Below are 16,095 nucleotides of genomic sequence, written 5' to 3'. Positions count from 1 at the left end.
CCATTGTCGCTGGCCTCGCCCCCGGCCCCGTACTCCTTTTGGCCCCGTGTCCGGGGTAGGTTTCGCCGCATGGGTCATCAGGGCGTCCGCAGCGAGCGGCAGATCAGTTCCGTATTCCTCGGCATCTTCGCCGTCATGGCGGTCACCGGTTGGGCCGTGTGGACGGGGTACTCGACGAGCACCGGGCTCGCCGTGTTCCTCTTCGTCACCTCGGCCTGGATCGTCTCGCTCTGCCTGCACGAGTACGCGCACGCCCGCACGGCCCTGCACAGCGGCGACCTCTCGGTCGGGGCCAAGGGCTACCTGACGCTGAATCCGCTGAAGTACACGCACGCGCTGCTCAGCATCGTCCTGCCGGTGATCTTCGTGATCATGGGCGGACTGGGCCTGCCCGGCGGCGCCGTGTACATCGAGCGCGACCGGATCCAGGGCCGCTGGAAGCACAGCCTGATCTCGGCGGCGGGCCCGCTGACCAACGTGGCCTTCGCGATCGTCTGCACGGCGCCGTTCTGGCTGAACGCCCTCGACGGCGTCCCGCTGCCGTTCCGCTTCGCGCTCGCCTTCCTCGCGCTGCTCCAGGTCTCGGCGGCGATCCTGAACTTCCTGCCGGTCCCGGGCCTGGACGGCTACGGGATCATCGAGCCCTGGCTCTCGTACCGGATCCGCCGCGAGGTGGCGCCGCTGGCGCCGTTCGGGCTGATCGCGGTCTTCGCGCTGCTGTGGATCCCGGAGGTCAACGAGTCCTTCTTCGACGTGGTGCGCAATCTGCTGTCCACGCTGGGCGTGTCCGACCTGGAGACCTACTGCGGCCGCGACCTCTACCGCTTCTGGCAGGACGCGAACGGCTTCTGCACGGCCCCGCAGTCGTAGGACCGCGCCTGCCTAGCCGTTGCCTAGCCCACGGAGCGCGCGGCCTTCTCGGCCTTCGCCTTGCGCAGGTAGTACCAGGCCATGTTGGACGTGAGCCCGGCCAGCAGCACCCAGATGATCCCCAGGAAGCTGCCCTCCACGAAGGCGACCACGGCCGCGGCCACGGACAGCGCGCAGACGACGATGGCGAACAGGGCAAGGCGGGGCATGGGGAACAGCTCCTCGGCGACACGGTACGGGGTCGAGCCCCTCCAGTGTCCCCCATGCCCTGCAGTGCTCCCGTAAAGCCCCGCGCATTCCGCTTCCGACCCCTTTTTCGTCGTTTCCCCATCTCCCGCGCAGCACGCCGCTACGGTTCGCCGGGGGCGCGCCGCACATCTCGCGCGACAAGCACGACGGAACAGCAGCGTGCAGCTGCTGGGGAAGACGCCGACCGGCAGCGGTGACGAGGACCGGATCAGTGTGGATCTCACCGCCGTCCCCGAGGGGGTCGCCCGGATCGTGGTGGCGGCCAGTCAGTACGGCGGCGCACGCTTCGGTGACCTGGACGACCTGCGGATGACGGTCGCGGACCGGGCCGGCGAACCGCTCGTCGGGTTCTCCATCCACGACGCGGGCGTGGAGACCGCGTTCATCTTCGGTGAGCTGTACCGCCGCGGCGAGGAGTGGAAGTTCCGCGCGGTCGGGCAGGGCTACGAGACCGGACTGGCCGGTCTGGCCACGGATTTCGGCATCTCCGTCCTCGAGGAGACCGAGGACAGCGGGGAGGGCGGGGAGGGCGGGGAGAGCGCGAAGGGCGAAGGTGCGGGCGACGGCGATGCCGAACCCGCGGCCCAGGGCGCGCCTGCGGCGAAGGCCGGGCCGGTGCCGCCCGCAGCCCCGGCCGGGCCCGTCGCGCCGGCGGCCGAGGGCACCGCCGCCGTGCCCGCCCAGACCCGTGGCCGGAGCCCCCGTACGACCAGGAAGAAGGTCACCCTGCCCAAGGTGGCCAGGAACTCGCTCGCCGAGAACGACTCCTGGCGCCCGGCCCGGCTGTTCCCCGTCCCGACGCTGAAGAGCGACAAGGAGCACCCGCGGCAACACCGAGTCCGGGTTCATCCGCAGCGTCGACGAGGCCGTGGACCGCTTCTACCAGGGGGTGGTGGCGCACCTGGGCCCCGTCGAGGCGCGCGCCGGCAGCAGCCGGGGCTGACGGAGTCCCCTGTGACCGGCGGCCGCTTCAAAGGCCGCCCGGCACAGGGGCGGCCGCCTCAGACGTCCGTGACGCGCAGGCCCGTGTGGGCCTTGTAGCGGCGGTTGGCGGAGATCAGGTTGGCGACCAGGGACTCCACCTGGTGGGCGTTGCGCAGGCGGCCCGCGAAGACCCCGCGCATGCCCGGGATACGGCCGGCCAGGGCCTGCACGATGTCCGTGTCGGCGCGGGATTCGCCGAGGACCATCACGTCGGTGTCGATCTCCTCGACGGACTCGTCCTGGAGCAGGACCGCCGAGAGGTGGTGGAAGGCCGCCGTCACCCGGGAGTCGGGGAGCAGGGCCGCGGCCTGCTGGGCCGCGCTGCCCTCTTCGACGTGGAGGGCGTACGCACCCTGCTTGTCGAAGCCGAGCGGGTTGACGCAGTCCACCACGAGCTTGCCCGCGAGGTCCTCGCGGAGGGCTTCGAGGGTCTTGGCGTGGCCCTCCCACGGCACCGCGATGATCACGATGTCGCTGCGGCGCGTGCACTCGGCGTTGTCCGTGCCCTCCACGCCGAGGCCCAGTTCGTCGGCGGCGCTCTGCGCGCGGTCGGCGGCGCGGGAGCCGATGATCACCTTCTGGCCGGCCCGGGCGAGCCGGTAGGCCAGGCCCCGGCCCTGGTCGCCGGTGCCGCCGAGGACGCCGACGACGAGGCCGGAGACGTCCGGCAGGTCCCACGGGTCCTTGGCCGGCGCCTTGGCCGGCGCCGTCGCGGGGGAAGTCTGAGTGCTGTCTGAGGAGGTCATGGGGGCGAGGGTAATGCCGGGATCCGCAGAGTCGAACGGGAACGGGGCCGCACCCGGCCGGGCGAAGCGGGGCGAAGCACTCCCGTATGTCCCCTCCGTGCGGCAGGATGCCGATATGGACGCCGTGAGGGTCGCGCTGCTGCGTGAGGTGCTCGCCGGTACGCAGTGGCCCGGTGCCGCGCGCCGCTTCGCCGGATCGCTGCGGCGCTCCGTCGCACCGGCCGGCGGGAATCTGCTGCTGGTGGGGACCGAGCAGTACGAGCCCTGGCACCTGGCGGCGCACCTGGTGGACGAGGCCGCCTGGTCCGGGCTGCCGGAGCTGGCGCCCACGCTCGTACGCCACCGCGTGCTGCCCGGGGAGCCGGCGCACCTGTCGGTGGGCCTGGGCCGGCTGGAGGCGGCCCGGCGCGGACACACCCTGCTGGTGGTGGCGCCGGAGGAGCCCGGGGCGGGGCTGCTGGAGCGGGTGCACGACGCCCGGCGCTCGGGGGCGACCGTACTGTCCCTGGACGGTGGGGATCCGGATCTCGCCGCGCTCGCGCACGACGCCCTGTCCGTACGGGAAGGGGCCGGCGAGCTGGACCTGGACACCGTGCAGCACCTGGTCAGCGCGGCGGCCGGGGAGAACGGCCCGCCGGTGCAGCGAGGGCCGCGGCGGCTGCGGGACCGGCTGGCGCGGCTGGCCGACCAGCTGACCGCGCCGCCGCCCAGCCGCTGGTAGACCTTCGGGCCCCCGGCCCTAGGGGGCGGCCGTGCCCTCGTCCTCGTCGCGGGACTTGTCGTTCCACTTGGGGTCGGTCTGCCATTCGAGGTTGCGTTCCTGCGCGGTCTCCATGGCGCGGGCCGCCTCTTCCGGCGACTCGTACGGGCCGAAACGGTCCTTCGCCGGGCACTCCGGGCCTTCCTCGACCTTGTGGTGGACCAGGCAGTAGTACCACTCGCCGGGTTTGCCCACCTGACGCTTCTTGAACAGGGCCATCGTCCTCGGGCTCCTCTCGATACCTCTCGATACCGCTCTCTGCCGCCATGCTGCCCCATCCCCGCTGGATACACTCGCTTGCATGTCTGGCCAGTCGCTGCTCGTACCAGGCGAGCTCTCTCCCGCCCGTTCCGTTCCCGGAAACATCCGCCGGCCCGAGTACGTGGGCAGGCCCGCGCCCACTCCGTACACCGGACCGGAGGTGCAGTCGGCCGCGACCATCGAGGCCATGCGCACCGCCGGCCGGATCGCCGCCCAGGCGATGGAAGAGGCCGCCAAGCTGATCGCCCCGGGGGTGACCACCGACGAGCTGGACCGGGTCGCGCACGAGTACATGTGCGACCACGGCGCCTACCCGTCGACGCTGGGCTACCGGAGCTTCCCGAAGTCCCTGTGCTCCTCGGTCAACGAGGTCATCTGCCACGGCATCCCCGACTCCACCGTCCTGCGCGACGGCGACATCGTGAACCTCGACGTCACCGCGTTCATCGGCGGCGTGCACGGCGACAACAACGCCACGTACCTGTGCGGTGAGGTGGACGAGGAGTCGCGGCTGCTGGTGGAGCGCACCCGCGAGGCCCTGAACCGGGCGATCAAGGCCGTGAAGCCGGGCCGCCAGATCAACGTGATCGGCCGGGTCATCGAGTCGTACGCGAAGCGCTTCGGCTACGGCGTGGTCCGGGACTTCACCGGGCACGGCATCAACTCGTCCTTCCACTCCGGCCTGATCATCCCGCACTACGACAGCCCGCACGCCACGACGGTCATCGAGCCCGGGATGACCTTCACGATCGAGCCGATGCTGACCCTGGGCACGCACGAGTACGACATGTGGGCCGACGGCTGGACCGTCGTGACGAAGGACCGCAAGCGCACCGCGCAGTTCGAGCACACACTGGTGGTGACGGACACGGGAGCCGAGATCCTCACCCTGCCGTAAACACCGGAGAGCCGGAGTACCCGTCGGAGAATCTTCGCCGGATGTGTTTTACCGACAAGGCGTCGGGAAGACATTGACTTAGGTAAGCCTAAGCACGAGGATCGGGCGTGACGGACGTGCCGTCACGCCCGGTGGGCCCGCCCGCCTCCTCGTCCCGTCTCCGGAGGATTGTCTTGGACGCCTTCTCTACGGTCATCCGCGTCGCGTCGCACGAGCAGCACACCGAGGCAGAGACCTCGACCTTCATGAGCGACCTGCTCGGCGGCCGGCTCGGGGTGGACGCGTACACCCGCTACACCGAGCAGCTGTGGTTCGTGTACCGGGCCCTGGAGGACGCGGCCGAGGCCCTGAAGGACGACCCGGTGGCCGGCCCGTTCATACAGCCCGAGCTCATGCGCGTCGCCGAGATCGAGCGCGACCTGGCGCACCTGCGCGGGCCGTCCTGGCGCGAGACCCTGATCGCGCTGCCCGCCACCGAGTCCTACGCGGCCCGCGTGGCGCAGTGCGCGGCCACCTGGCCCGGCGGGTACGTCGCGCACCACTACACCCGCTACCTGGGCGACCTCTCCGGCGGCCAGATCATCCGCGACAAGGCGGAGCGGACGTGGGGCTTCACGCGCAAGGGCGACGGTGTCCGGTTCTACGTCTTCGCGGACATCGCCAATCCCGCGGCCTTCAAGCGGACCTACCGCGAGCTGCTGGACGCGATCGCCGCGGACGACCTGGAGAAGCAGCGCATCATCGACGAGTGCAAGCGCGCCTTCGACTTCAACGGCGCGGTCTTCCGCGAACTGGGCAGGGAGTTCCCGCTGAGCGCCTGACGCGCTCCGGTTTCCACCGCGGGGTCCGCACCGACTCGGTGCGGACCCCGCGGTGCGTGCCTACTCGGTCCGCGCCTCGGGCAGCTTCGCGAAGCGGACGCGGCCGCCGATCTCGACGGTGCCGTCCGGGCCGGGCGCGGTGAGGATCTGGGAGCCCGCGCCCTGGGTGATGTTCAGGGCGCGGTTCAGCTCGGCGGTCAGCAGTATCGCGGCCGATCCGGTGGCCTCGTCCTCGGCGATGACCCCGTCGGGGCGGCGCGGGAAGCCGCGGGCCCGGATGCGGCCCGCGGTCTCGTCCTCCCAGGCCCAGGCGTACAGCCAGCCCTCGCCGGGCGGCGGCGCGGGCAGCGCGTCGACCTCGGCGGGGCTCGCGTACTGCTCGGTGCGCTTGCCCTCGACCCACTCGGGGAGGGCCGTGATCCAGGTGAACTCCCCGTCGTCACGGGCCCATACGGAGCCGGCCGGCGGCTGGAGCTCCTCTACGTCGAGCAGCCACGCGACCCCGACCAGCGGATGGCCGGCGAAGGACATCCGCGTCCCGGGTGTGCGGATGTCGACGACCCCGCGCTCGGGGTCGTCGACGAACACCGTCTCGCTGTAGCCGAGTTCGGCGGCCAGCGCCTGCCGCGACGCGTCGTCGGGGCAGGTCCGGCCGTCACGGACGACGCCGAGCAGGTTGCCGTGCCGCCCGTCCCCCGCGCAGAAGACCTTGAGCACATCGAGATCGTTCACGCTGAAATTGAAACACGGTTCAGATCTGGACGGCGCGCCGCCTGCGTGCGAGGAAGACCGCGCCGGCACCGGCCGCGACGACCGCACCCGAAGTGGCGAGCAGGGCTCCGGCCGGGACTTCGGCGCCGGTGCTGGCGAGGCTCCCGCCGACGGTGGCGGCCGCGACCCCCGTACCGCCCGTGCTGCCGGTGTTCGGGGTGGGGCCGCCCGTCGGGAGGGTGGCGTCCTTGTCCACCGCCACGGAGAGGTTGAGCGGGTCCACCGCGTCCCCCGCCTTGTACATGGAGCCGGTGGTGTCGTTGGCGAAGGAGGCCGCGCCCTCGGCGGTGAAGGCGGCCGGAACCGCGTTCAGCGCCAGTACGCCGCCCTTGGTCTTGTAGTCCGTCTTCGACAGGTCGAGCGTGGCGAACGGGACGTCCGTCTTGCTGCCGGAGGCGTTCTTGACGTCCACGTAGAGGGTGCCGGTCTTGCCGACGGCGGCGACGCGGGGGTTGGCGAAGGTCATGTCGATGCCGTGGGCCGCGTACTGGAAGCGGAGGCTGCCCTCGAAGGAGGCGTTCAGCGTCTGCTTCTTCGCGTCGAGTTCGCCCTTGCCGAGGGCGAAGTCGAAGAGATCGCCGTTCTTGGCGGCGCCGCCGGCCGGGGTGATCGAGCCCGTGCTCAGGACGTACTTGCGGAAGGACTCCTTCACGCCCCACGTCAGCTTGGCGCTGAGGATCTTCTGCGGGCCGTCGGCCGGAACCGTGGGCGTTGCGGAGGGGGTTGCCGACTTCGTCGGGGTCGGGGAGGGGGACTCCGACTTCGTGGGGGTCGGTGAGGGGGCGGTCGGGGCGGGCTTCTCGAACTCCAGCTTCGCGGTGAGCGGGTCACCCGCCTTGTTCTCGTACGAGGCCGAACCGAGCGCGTCCGCGGCCTCCTTGGTGAGGGTGGTCGCGAGGCCGTTCATCGACTGGCCGGCGAAGGCCACCGCGGCCAGCGGCACGTCCTGGGTCGTGGCGCTGCCCTTGGTGACGTCCGCGGTGACTTTCTTGGTCCCGGTGTCGATGCGGAAGTCCGAGAGCTTGACCTCGAAGCCGTGGCCGGCCGGCGGGGCGGGCGAGGAGAAGGTGACGCTGCCCTTGAAGGCGGCCTTCACGACGTGGCCGGCGGCGGGCTCGTACTGTCCGGTCGGCTCGCCGAGGCGCAGGCTGCCGTCCTCGTTCTGCTTGGCGCCGTCCGCCACGGTGATGGTGCCCTTGGCCATGCCGGTCACGTAGGCGCGGTAGCCGGCGAGCACACCCCAGTCGAGGGTGCCGCCGACGATCTTCACCGGCGACGTCGGGGGACCGTCCGCCGCCGTGGCGGGCAGGACGAAGGCGGTGGCGCCGAGTGCGGTGGCGGCGGCAACGGCGGCCGCGAGGACGAGCGGACGGCGGTGGGACGAGGACATTGCAGGAGCCTCCTGAAAGGCGACGGGGGGTGGCTGACGGGGGTGAGGTGCAAGGGCTGTCGGGGCGGGCGAGCAGGCGGTCAGGGCTTGGGCTGCTGCGCGTCCGCGGACTCGGCCGGGCCGGCCGGTGCGGCCGGTGCGGCCTCCGTACGGCGGTTGCGGCGCAGCACGAGGTAGGCCGCGCCGCCGGCCAGGACCAGGACGGCCACCCCGAGGGCGGCGTACAGCCCGGTGTTCGAGGACTCCTCCTCCCTCGCGGCGGGAGCGGCGGACGCTCCGGGGGCCGCAGGCGCGGCGGGCGAGGCCGTGGAGCCCAGGTCGGGCAGGGCCGGCAGCTTGGCAGTGGCGTCGAGTGCGACGGCGAGCGAGACGGGGTCCATCTCGGTGCCCGCCGCATACACAGAAGAAATGGCCATGGATTTGAAGGCCTGCGAGCCGCCCTCGGTGAGGGTGGCCGGGGCTTCGGTGAGGGTGGCGAGGGCGCCTTCGGTCTTCAGCCCCTTGGCGTCGAACTCGACGAGCGCGACGGCGTTCTTCGTCTCGCCGCCGGTGGTGACGTCGGCGGACAGGACGCCCTTGCCGTTCTCCACCTTGACGCCCAGCTTGCCGAGCTTCAGGTCCAGATGGGCGCCGGTGAAGTGGACCGTGCCGGCGAAGGCGGCGTCGAGGGTCCCCTTCCGGCCGTCGTACGCGCCCTTGCCCTGCGGGAAGCGGAACAGCGCGCCGCCGTCCTGGGCCCCCTCCGCGAGGACCCACTTGCCCTGGCCGACGGAACCGGTGACGTACTCGCGGAACGTGCGCCGGACACCCCAGTCGACGGCGGCGTCGGCGAACGCGCCCTGGGCGGCCTGCGGGTCCTGCGGGGCCTGGGCCGGGGCGCTCGGGGACGGCGGGGTCTCGGCGGCCGGGGCGGCCTTGACGTCGGCGGAGAGCGAGACGGGGTCGAGCTGCGCGCCCGCCGAGTAGTAGCCCGCGAAGGCTTTGGCGCCCTGGTCGGTGAGGGTGGCCGGGATGTTGGTCAGGGCGATCGGGCTGCCGCCGCCCTTCATGTCGACGCCACCGAGACCGAGGGTGGCGAAGGGCACCTGGGTCTGGGTGCTGACCGCGCCGGTGTCCTTGGCCTTGCTGGAGACGTCCGCGTAGAGGGTGCCGCTGCCGCCGTTGATCTTGATGGTCGGGCGGCTGACCGTCAGGTCCAGTTCATACGAGCCGTCCGGCTTCTGGTGGCCCTGGAAGCCGACGCCGCCGGTGAAGGCGGCCTCGAAGGCGCCGGTGTCCGGATCGTAGGAACCGGTGGCCGAGTGGAAGCGGAACAGGCTGCCGCCGACCGTGGCGGCACCGTTCTTCAGCTTGAAAGAGCCTTTCGCGACCGGACCGGTGACATAACTCTGGAAAGACGATTTGACGCCCCAGTCGAGCCGGCCCCCCTGCACGGTGCGGCCGGCCGCATGGGCGGCGGTGGCCGGGAGCAAGGCGCCCAACAGGGCCGCCAGGGCCGCCAACAGGGCGACTGCGGATGCGCGGGCGGGTCGCGAGGGCATGAATGCCCCTTCCGGGTCTGGTTAATAAGGTTAGGCTAACCTAAGCTACCTCCAGTCGGAGGGGAACCCCCGACTCCCCGGAACCTCAGCCCGACCTCCAGCCGGACGATCAGGACGGTGCCTTCGTGCCTACGCCCGCCGCGTCAACCCGCGCCCCCCGCCGCACCCTTGCCCTCGCGCTCACCTTCTCCGCGCTGGCCCTGGCCGCCCTGACGGGCTGCGCAGGCACGTCCGGCACCGGACCCGGCGCCGCCGCCCGCCCGGCCGCCGCGCCGGACCGCGTGGAGCCGCTCTCCCCGGCGCCACTGCCGGCGCTCCCGGTGACCGTGCCCTCCGCGGACGGCCGCGAGGTGACGGTGACCTCGGCGGAGCGGGTGGTCCCGCTGACGGGCAGCCTCAACGAGATCGTCCAGACGCTGGGCCTCGGCCCCCAGGTCGTCGCCCGCGACATCACGGCCACGTTCGAACAGGCCGCGCAGCTGCCGGTGGTGACCCGGGGCCACGACGTCTCGGCGGAGAGCGTGCTGTCGCTCCGCCCGACGCTGGTACTGGCCGAGACCACCTCCGGCCCGGCCGAGGCGATCGGGCAGATCCGCGACGCGGGCATCCCGCTGCTGGTGGTGGCTCCGGCCAAGTCGCTGGAGGACGTACCGAAGCGGATCGGGACGGTAGCCGGCGCGCTGGGCGTCAAAGACGCCGGGACGCAGCTGAACCAGCGCACCGCGGACCGGATCTCCGCCGCCCGCAAGGGAATCCCCGCCGATGCGGCCACCGGTAAGAAGCCGCGGGTGGCCTTCCTGTACCTGCGCGGCACCGCCTCCGTGTACCTGATGGGTGGCTCCGACTCGGGCGCGGCCTCGCTGCTCGAAGCGGCCGGCGCCGTGGACACGGGCAAGGAGTCGGGGCTCGGCAAGGACTTCACGCCGATCACGAGCGAGGCGCTGGCGGCTGCCGCGCCCGACGCGATCCTGGTGATGTCCAAGGGGCTGGAGTCCGTGGGCGGTACGGACGGCCTGGTGAAGATCCCGGGCGTCGCACAGACCCCGGCGGGGATGGACCGGCGGGTCGTCACCGTCGACGACGGCGTGCTGTTGAACTACGGCCCCCGGACCGACCAGGTGTTGAGCTCGCTGATCTCCCAGCTGTACGGAAAGACCGCGTGACGTGACGGGACGGAACACAGGTGCGGCCGGGTTGTCGGGGGCCGGCCCCCGAACGGCCGCGCCGCAAACGCCGGCGGAGCCGGATCTGCCGCAGGCGGGCAAAGCACCCCGCCGCACCGGTGACTGGCTGATCGTGGCGTTGGTCCTCGTGCTCGGCGGGCTGGCGTTGGTGTCCGCCGGGGTAGGCGCCTACGGGATTCCCGTCGGGGACGTGCTCGGCTCCGTGCAGCACCGGCTGGGGCTCGGCGGAGCCGCGCTCGACCGGGTCGGCGAGAGCGTGCTGTGGAACGTACGGCTCCCCCGGGTGGTTCTCGCGCTGCTCGTCGGCGGGAGCCTGGGCTGCGCGGGGGCCCTGATGCAGGGGGTGTTCGGGAATCCGCTCGCCGAGCCCGGCGTCATCGGGATCTCCGCGGGCGCCGCCGTCGGCGCGGTGGCCGCCATCGGACTCGGGCTCAGCTTCTTCGGCAACTGGACCGTCACCGCCTGCGCGTTCGTCGCCGGGCTCGTCACCGTCGGCTCCGTCTACCTCCTCTCCCGCAACGGCGGCAAGACCGAGGTCGTCACCCTCATCCTCACGGGCATCGCCGTCAACGCCTTCGCCGGCGCCCTGATCGGCCTGTTCGTCTTCTTCGCGGACAGCGGCCAGGTCAACCAGATCACCTTCTGGCAGCTCGGCTCCCTCGCCCAGGCCACCTGGCCCAAGGTGCTCGCCGTCGTGCCCTGCGCGCTCGCCGGCCTGTTGGTCGCCCCCTTCTACGCCCGCAAGCTGGACCTGCTCTCGCTCGGCGAGCGGCCCGCCCGCCATCTCGGCGTGGACGTGGAGCGGCTGCGCCTCACGCTCATCCTCGTCGTCGCGCTGCTCACCGCGGCCGCCGTCGCCGTGGCCGGCGTCATCACCTTCGTCGGGCTGCTCGTCCCGCATCTGCTGCGCATGGCGAACGGCCCCGGCCACCGCTTCCTGGTCCCGGGCAGCGCCCTCGCCGGCGCCGTGGTCCTGCTCGGCGGCGATCTGGCCGCCCGGACCATCGCCCAGCCCGCCGAGCTGCCGCTCGGTGTGCTGACCGCCCTGATCGGCAGCCCGTTCTTCTTCTGGCTGCTGCGTCGCACCCGCCGCAAGCAGGGAGGCTGGGCGTGAGCATCCCCTTCTTCCGGCGCAGCAGGCGCAGTGTCCCCGCCCGGCCGTCCCCCGGCGCCGCCTTCGCCGAGGCCGTCGGCCTCCGTGTCCGGCTCGGCGAGCGCGCGGTGCTGGCCGGGATCGACCTGACCGCGCGGGCCGGCGAGGTGCTGGCCCTGGTCGGCCCGAACGGCGCCGGCAAGTCCACCCTGCTGGCCGCCCTCGCGGCCGATCTGCCCGCCGCCGAGGGCCTCGTACGGATCGACGGGCGCCCGGTGGGCGACTGGGCGGCCCCGGATCTGGCCCTGCGCCGGTCCGTGCTCCCCCAGTCCGCGGAGATGTCCTTCCCGTTCCCGGTGGGGGACGTCGTTCGGATGGGCCGCGCCCCCTGGGCAGGCACCCCGCTCGCCGAATCCGACGAGGAGGCGGTGGCCGCCGCCATGGCCGCGACGGAGGTGGCCGGCTTCGCCGCCCGCCCCTTCTCCGCGCTCTCCGGCGGCGAACAGGCCCGGGTCGCGCTGGCCCGGGTGCTGGCCCAGCAGGCCCCGCTGCTGCTGCTCGACGAGCCGACCGCCGCCCTGGACCTGCGCCACCAGGAGCTGGTGCTGCGGATCTGCCGGGAGCGGGCCGCGGCCGGGGACGCGGTGGTGGTCGTCCTGCACGACCTGGGCCTGGCCGCCGCGTACGCCGACCGGGCCGCCGTACTGCACGAGGGGCGCATCGCGGTGGACGGACCGCCGGCGGAGGTGTTCGGGGACGAGCTGCTGAGCCGGGTCTACCGGCAGGCCGTCGAGGTCCTCCCGCATCCGCGGACCGGGGTCCCGCTCGTGGTCCCCGTACGGGACGACGGCCGTTCCGCCATGGCGACGGCCCTTCCGCCGCACGGAAGGGTGGACCTCGGTTTGACCTAGGCTTGACCGTCCCATGGGTTGCTCCTGAAGGTCCCGTGACGGCCCCGTGTCCGGCGGCCGTACGTGTGGGCTGAATCACTGGACGCGCGGGTATGGGTCAGGTAAGCCTCGGTTAAGTTAGGTCCGCCTCACCGGCCGCCCTCCTGATCGGGGCGGCCGTCTGCCGAACGCCAGACAGCCAGGAGCCCGCATGCGTCCCGCCCGCCTCACCGTCCTCACCGCGGTCGCCGCCGTGGCCGCGCTCACCGCCGTCACCGGCTGCGCCGAGAAGAGCGGCGCCGGCGACGGGGCGGTCAAGGTCGCAGCCTCCGACAGCGCCTGCGAGGTCTCCAAGACGGAGTTCCCCGCCGGAAAGGTCACCCTCGAGGTCGAGAACAAGGGCTCCAAGGTCACCGAGGTCTACGTCCTCTTCCCGGACGACCGCATCGTCGCCGAGCGCGAGAACATCGGCCCCGGCACCAAGGCCTCCATCACCGCGGAGATCAAGGCCGGCGAGTACGAGATCGCCTGCAAGCCCGGCATGAAGGGCGACGGCATCCGCCAGAAGGTCAAGGCCACGGGCAACGGCGCCGCCGAGAAGCGCAGCCCCGAGCTGGACGCCGCGGTCGCCGAGTACCGCAAGTACGTGCAGGAGCAGGCCGACCAGACCCTCCCCAAGGCCCAGGCCTTCGCGGACGCGGTCAAGGCCGGCGACGTCGAGGCCGCCAAGAAGGCGTACGCCGCGTCCCGCATCGGCTGGGAGCGCACCGAGCCGGTCGCCGAGTCCTTCGGCGACATCGACCCGAAGGTCGACGTCCGCGAGGACGGCCTGGAGGCCGGCCAGGACCCGGCGAAGGACTGGACCGGCTGGCACCGCCTGGAGAAGGCCCTGTGGGCCGACAACAAGATCGGCGACGACGAGAAGAAGCTCGCCGACCAGCTGATCACCGACCTCAACGACTGGCAGAAGAAGGTCGGTCAGGCGGAGATCACCCCCACCTCGATGGCGAACGGTGCCAAGGAGCTGCTGGACGAGGTCGCCAGCGGCAAGGTCACCGGTGAGGAAGAGCGCTACAGCCACACCGACCTGGTCGACTTCAAGGCCAACGTCGAGGGCGCCCAGAAGGCGTACGAGCTGCTCAAGCCGGTCGCCGCGAAGAACGACCCGGCCCTGTCCGCTGAGCTGGACAAGCAGTTCGCCGCGATGAACACGCTGCTCGACAAGTACCGCGCCGACAAGAACACCTACGACTTCACGTCGTACGAGACCGTCGGCCAGGACCAGCGCAAGGAGCTCTCGGACGCGGTCAGCGCCCTCGGGGAGCCGCTGTCCAAGCTTGCCGCCGCCGTCGCCAAGTAACGCGGATCAGGGGTAACCGACATGTCTGACGACACCAGCACCACCGGCGCGGCCACCGAGGCCGCTGCCCTGGACACCGCCGAGGCCGCCACCGGTGAGGCAACCGGCGGGCCGTCCCGCCGGGCCGTGCTCGGCTGGGGCGGTGCCGGGCTCGCGCTCGGCGCCGCCGCGGCGGGCGGTACGGTCGCCGCACTCACCGACACCACGGACGCCGTTCCGGCTGCGCTCAGCGGCTCCGCCGTGCCCTTCCACGGCAAGCACCAGGCCGGTATCTCCTCCGCCGTCCAGGACCGGCTGCACTTCGCCGCGTTCGACGTGAAGACGAAGGACCGCGCCGAGCTCGTCCAGCTCCTCAAGGACTGGACGCGGGCCGCAGAGCGGATGACCGCAGGACTCCCCGTCGGCGAGGGCGCCGTCGGCGGACTCCCCGAGGCCCCGCCGGACGACACCGGCGAGGCCCTCGGTCTCAAGCCGTCCCGGCTGACGCTGACCATCGGCTTCGGCGCCTCGCTCTTCGCCAAGGACCGGTTCGGCCTGGAGGGCAGGCGCCCCGAGGCCCTGGTCGACCTGGAGCAGTTCCCCGGCGACAACCTGGACCCGGCCAAGAGCGGCGGCGACCTCTGCGTGCAGGCCTGCGCGGACGACCCGCAGGTCGCGGTGCACGCGATCCGCCAGCTCGCCCGGATCGGCTTCGGCAAGACGGCGGTGCGCTGGTCGCAGCTCGGCTTCGGCAAGACCTCGTCCACCACCCCGGACGAGCAGACCCCGCGCAACATGATGGGCTTCAAGGACGGCACCCGGAACGTCGCGGGCACCGACAACGCCGCCCTCGACAAGCACGTCTGGGTCGGGGACGAGGCCAAGGACGGCTCGGCGTGGATGGCCGGCGGCTCGTACCTGGTCGCCCGCCGGATCCGCATGCACATCGAAACCTGGGACCGCACTCCGCTCCAGGAGCAGGAGGACATCTTCGGCCGGGACAAGGCCGAGGGCGCGCCGGTCGGCAAGTCGAAGGAGCGCGACGAGCCGTTCCTGAAGGCGATGAAGCCGGAGGCGCACGTCCGCCTCGCGCACCCGGACACCAACAGCGGTGCCACGATCCTGCGCCGCGGCTACTCGTTCACCGACGGTTCGGACGGACTGGGCAGGCTCGACGCCGGCCTGTTCTTCCTGGCCTACCAGCGGGACGTCCGCAAGGGCTTCGTCCCGATCCAGCGCAACCTGTCCAAGAACGACGGGCTCAACGAGTACATCCAGCACGTGAGCTCGGCCCTCTTCGCCGTCCCGCCGGGCGTCCGCGACAAGGACGACTGGTGGGGCCGGGCGCTGTTCGCGTAGTTCCGCGGCACGGAAAGGAACCGACGTGTTCAGCAATTATCTGATCGGCCTGCGCGAGGGGCTCGAGGCCAGCCTGGTCGTCTGCATCCTCATCGCGTACCTGGTGAAGACCGGGAACAAGGACAAGCTGGGGCCGCTGTGGCTCGGCGTCGGCCTCGCGGCCGCGCTCAGCCTGGCCTTCGGCGCGGGCCTCGAATTCGGCACCTCGGAGCTGACGTTCCAGGCGCAGGAGGCGATCGGCGGCAGCCTGTCGATCGTCTCGGTGGGCCTCGTGACGTGGATGGTCTTCTGGATGAAGCGCACCGCGCGGCACATGAAGACCGAGCTGCAGGGCAAGCTCGACGCGGCCCTCGCGATGGGCACGGGCGCCCTGGTCACGACGGCGTTCCTGGCCGTCGGCCGGGAGGGCCTGGAGACCTCTCTGTTCGTGTGGCGGTCGGTGCACGCGGCCGGAAACGGCGCGGGTCCGCTGGTGGGCGTGCTGCTCGGGATCGGCTCGTCGATCCTGCTGGGCTGGCTGTTCTACCGCGGGGCGCTGAAGATCAACCTGTCCAAGTTCTTCACCTGGACCGGCGGGATGCTGGTCGTGGTCGCCGCGGGCGTGCTCGCGTACGGGGTCCACGACCTCCAGGAGGCCGAGTTCCTGCCCGGCCTCATGAGCAAGGCCTTCGACGTCACCTCGGTGGTCCCGCCGGACAGCTGGTACGGGACGCTGCTGAAGGGCACGTTCAACTTCCAGCCGGACCCGACCTGGCTCCAGGTCGCGGTGTGGGCGGCGTACCTGGTCCCGACGCTGCTCCTGTTCCTCGGGGTGCTCGGCCGTACGGCGGCCCCGGCGGCCCCGGCGGCCACGCCGAAGGCGGTCTCCGCGGAGGCCGGGACCAGCGGCCCGTAAGGCATGCGGAGGGGCCCGGATCGACATGATCCGGGCCCCTTCGG

The 16,095-nt window shown here is 72.0% G+C and carries 16 protein-coding genes and 1 pseudogene; 11 read left to right on the top strand and 6 right to left on the bottom strand.

Annotated features, from left to right (window positions below):
- Positions 1 to 69: 69 nt before the first annotated feature.
- Positions 70 to 870 (top strand): site-2 protease family protein, encoded by an 801-nt coding sequence (locus AB0M76_RS28915; protein WP_365955660.1) that lies wholly within the window; start codon positions 70 to 72, stop codon positions 868 to 870.
- Positions 871 to 893: 23 nt separating this feature from the next.
- On the opposite strand, the gene AB0M76_RS28910 is transcribed toward AB0M76_RS28915, so the two are convergent.
- Positions 894 to 1,079, bottom strand: coding sequence for a hypothetical protein (locus AB0M76_RS28910; protein ID WP_365955659.1), 186 nt, complete (start codon positions 1,077 to 1,079; stop codon positions 894 to 896).
- A gap of 190 nt (positions 1,080 to 1,269) precedes the next feature.
- On the opposite strand from AB0M76_RS28910, the pseudogene AB0M76_RS28905 reads away from it, so the two are divergent.
- Positions 1,270 to 1,938: pseudogene (locus AB0M76_RS28905) on the top strand (TerD family protein); the annotation flags it as partial.
- 182 nt (positions 1,939 to 2,120) lie between these two features.
- Here the strand turns inward: AB0M76_RS28905 and npdG are convergent.
- A complete protein-coding gene (gene npdG / locus AB0M76_RS28900; protein ID WP_365955658.1) occupies positions 2,121 to 2,849 on the bottom strand; it encodes an NADPH-dependent F420 reductase in 729 nt (242 codons plus the stop codon).
- Positions 2,850 to 2,964: 115 nt separating this feature from the next.
- On the opposite strand from npdG, the gene AB0M76_RS28895 reads away from it, so the two are divergent.
- Positions 2,965 to 3,570, top strand: coding sequence for a hypothetical protein (locus tag AB0M76_RS28895; protein ID WP_365955657.1), 606 nt, complete (start codon positions 2,965 to 2,967; stop codon positions 3,568 to 3,570).
- 18 nt (positions 3,571 to 3,588) lie between these two features.
- Here AB0M76_RS28895 and AB0M76_RS28890 read toward each other — a convergent pair whose 3' ends face one another.
- Positions 3,589 to 3,828, bottom strand: a complete 240-nt coding sequence (locus AB0M76_RS28890; RefSeq protein ID WP_365955656.1) for a hypothetical protein — start codon at positions 3,826 to 3,828, stop codon at positions 3,589 to 3,591.
- 82 nt (positions 3,829 to 3,910) lie between these two features.
- Between AB0M76_RS28890 and map the strand changes: the two genes are divergently transcribed.
- Together map and AB0M76_RS28880 are read left to right on the top strand one after the other, a co-directional pair.
- The gene (gene map / locus AB0M76_RS28885; protein ID WP_365955655.1) at positions 3,911 to 4,768 is read left to right on the top strand and encodes a type I methionyl aminopeptidase; all 858 of its coding nucleotides are present in this window, start codon (positions 3,911 to 3,913) and stop codon (positions 4,766 to 4,768) included.
- Positions 4,769 to 4,941: 173 nt separating this feature from the next.
- Entirely contained in the window at positions 4,942 to 5,589 is a 648-nt protein-coding gene (locus AB0M76_RS28880) for a biliverdin-producing heme oxygenase (RefSeq protein ID WP_365955654.1), read from the top strand.
- Between the two features lie 60 nt (positions 5,590 to 5,649).
- Here AB0M76_RS28880 and AB0M76_RS28875 read toward each other — a convergent pair whose 3' ends face one another.
- From AB0M76_RS28875 to AB0M76_RS28865, 3 genes are all read right to left on the bottom strand, one after another.
- Entirely contained in the window at positions 5,650 to 6,321 is a 672-nt protein-coding gene (locus AB0M76_RS28875) for a PhzF family phenazine biosynthesis protein (RefSeq protein ID WP_266667536.1), read from the bottom strand.
- A gap of 19 nt (positions 6,322 to 6,340) precedes the next feature.
- On the bottom strand, positions 6,341 to 7,750 hold the full coding sequence (locus tag AB0M76_RS28870) for an HtaA domain-containing protein (RefSeq protein ID WP_365955653.1): 1,410 nt from the start codon (positions 7,748 to 7,750) through the stop codon (positions 6,341 to 6,343).
- 80 nt (positions 7,751 to 7,830) lie between these two features.
- Entirely contained in the window at positions 7,831 to 9,291 is a 1,461-nt protein-coding gene (locus AB0M76_RS28865; RefSeq protein ID WP_365955652.1) for an HtaA domain-containing protein, read from the bottom strand.
- Between the two features lie 125 nt (positions 9,292 to 9,416).
- Between AB0M76_RS28865 and AB0M76_RS28860 the strand changes: the two genes are divergently transcribed.
- The 6 genes from AB0M76_RS28860 (at position 9,417) to efeU (ending at position 16,051) form a co-directional block, all read left to right on the top strand.
- On the top strand, positions 9,417 to 10,454 hold the full coding sequence (locus tag AB0M76_RS28860) for an ABC transporter substrate-binding protein (protein WP_365955651.1): 1,038 nt from the start codon (positions 9,417 to 9,419) through the stop codon (positions 10,452 to 10,454).
- A gap of 133 nt (positions 10,455 to 10,587) precedes the next feature.
- On the top strand, positions 10,588 to 11,589 hold the full coding sequence (locus AB0M76_RS28855) for an iron ABC transporter permease (RefSeq protein ID WP_365955650.1): 1,002 nt from the start codon (positions 10,588 to 10,590) through the stop codon (positions 11,587 to 11,589).
- Positions 11,586 to 12,479 (top strand): heme ABC transporter ATP-binding protein, encoded by an 894-nt coding sequence (locus tag AB0M76_RS28850; RefSeq protein WP_365955649.1) that lies wholly within the window; start codon positions 11,586 to 11,588, stop codon positions 12,477 to 12,479. Before AB0M76_RS28855 ends, AB0M76_RS28850 begins: the two co-directional genes overlap by 4 nt.
- 190 nt (positions 12,480 to 12,669) lie before the next feature.
- Positions 12,670 to 13,818: an iron uptake system protein EfeO gene (gene efeO, locus AB0M76_RS28845; protein WP_365955648.1), complete on the top strand. Its 1,149-nt coding sequence runs from the start codon at positions 12,670 to 12,672 to the stop codon at positions 13,816 to 13,818.
- 21 nt (positions 13,819 to 13,839) lie between these two features.
- A complete protein-coding gene (efeB, locus tag AB0M76_RS28840; protein ID WP_365955647.1) occupies positions 13,840 to 15,156 on the top strand; it encodes an iron uptake transporter deferrochelatase/peroxidase subunit in 1,317 nt (438 codons plus the stop codon).
- Positions 15,157 to 15,181: 25 nt separating this feature from the next.
- Entirely contained in the window at positions 15,182 to 16,051 is an 870-nt protein-coding gene (gene efeU, locus AB0M76_RS28835; protein WP_365955646.1) for an iron uptake transporter permease EfeU, read from the top strand.
- The last annotated feature ends 44 nt before the right edge of the window (positions 16,052 to 16,095 follow it).

The organism is Streptomyces sp. NPDC051364, assembly GCF_040682115.1.
Lineage (GTDB): Bacteria > Actinomycetota > Actinomycetes > Streptomycetales > Streptomycetaceae > Streptomyces.
Note: the sequence above shows the minus strand (reverse complement) of the source record. Positions and strands in the feature narration are given on the sequence as shown.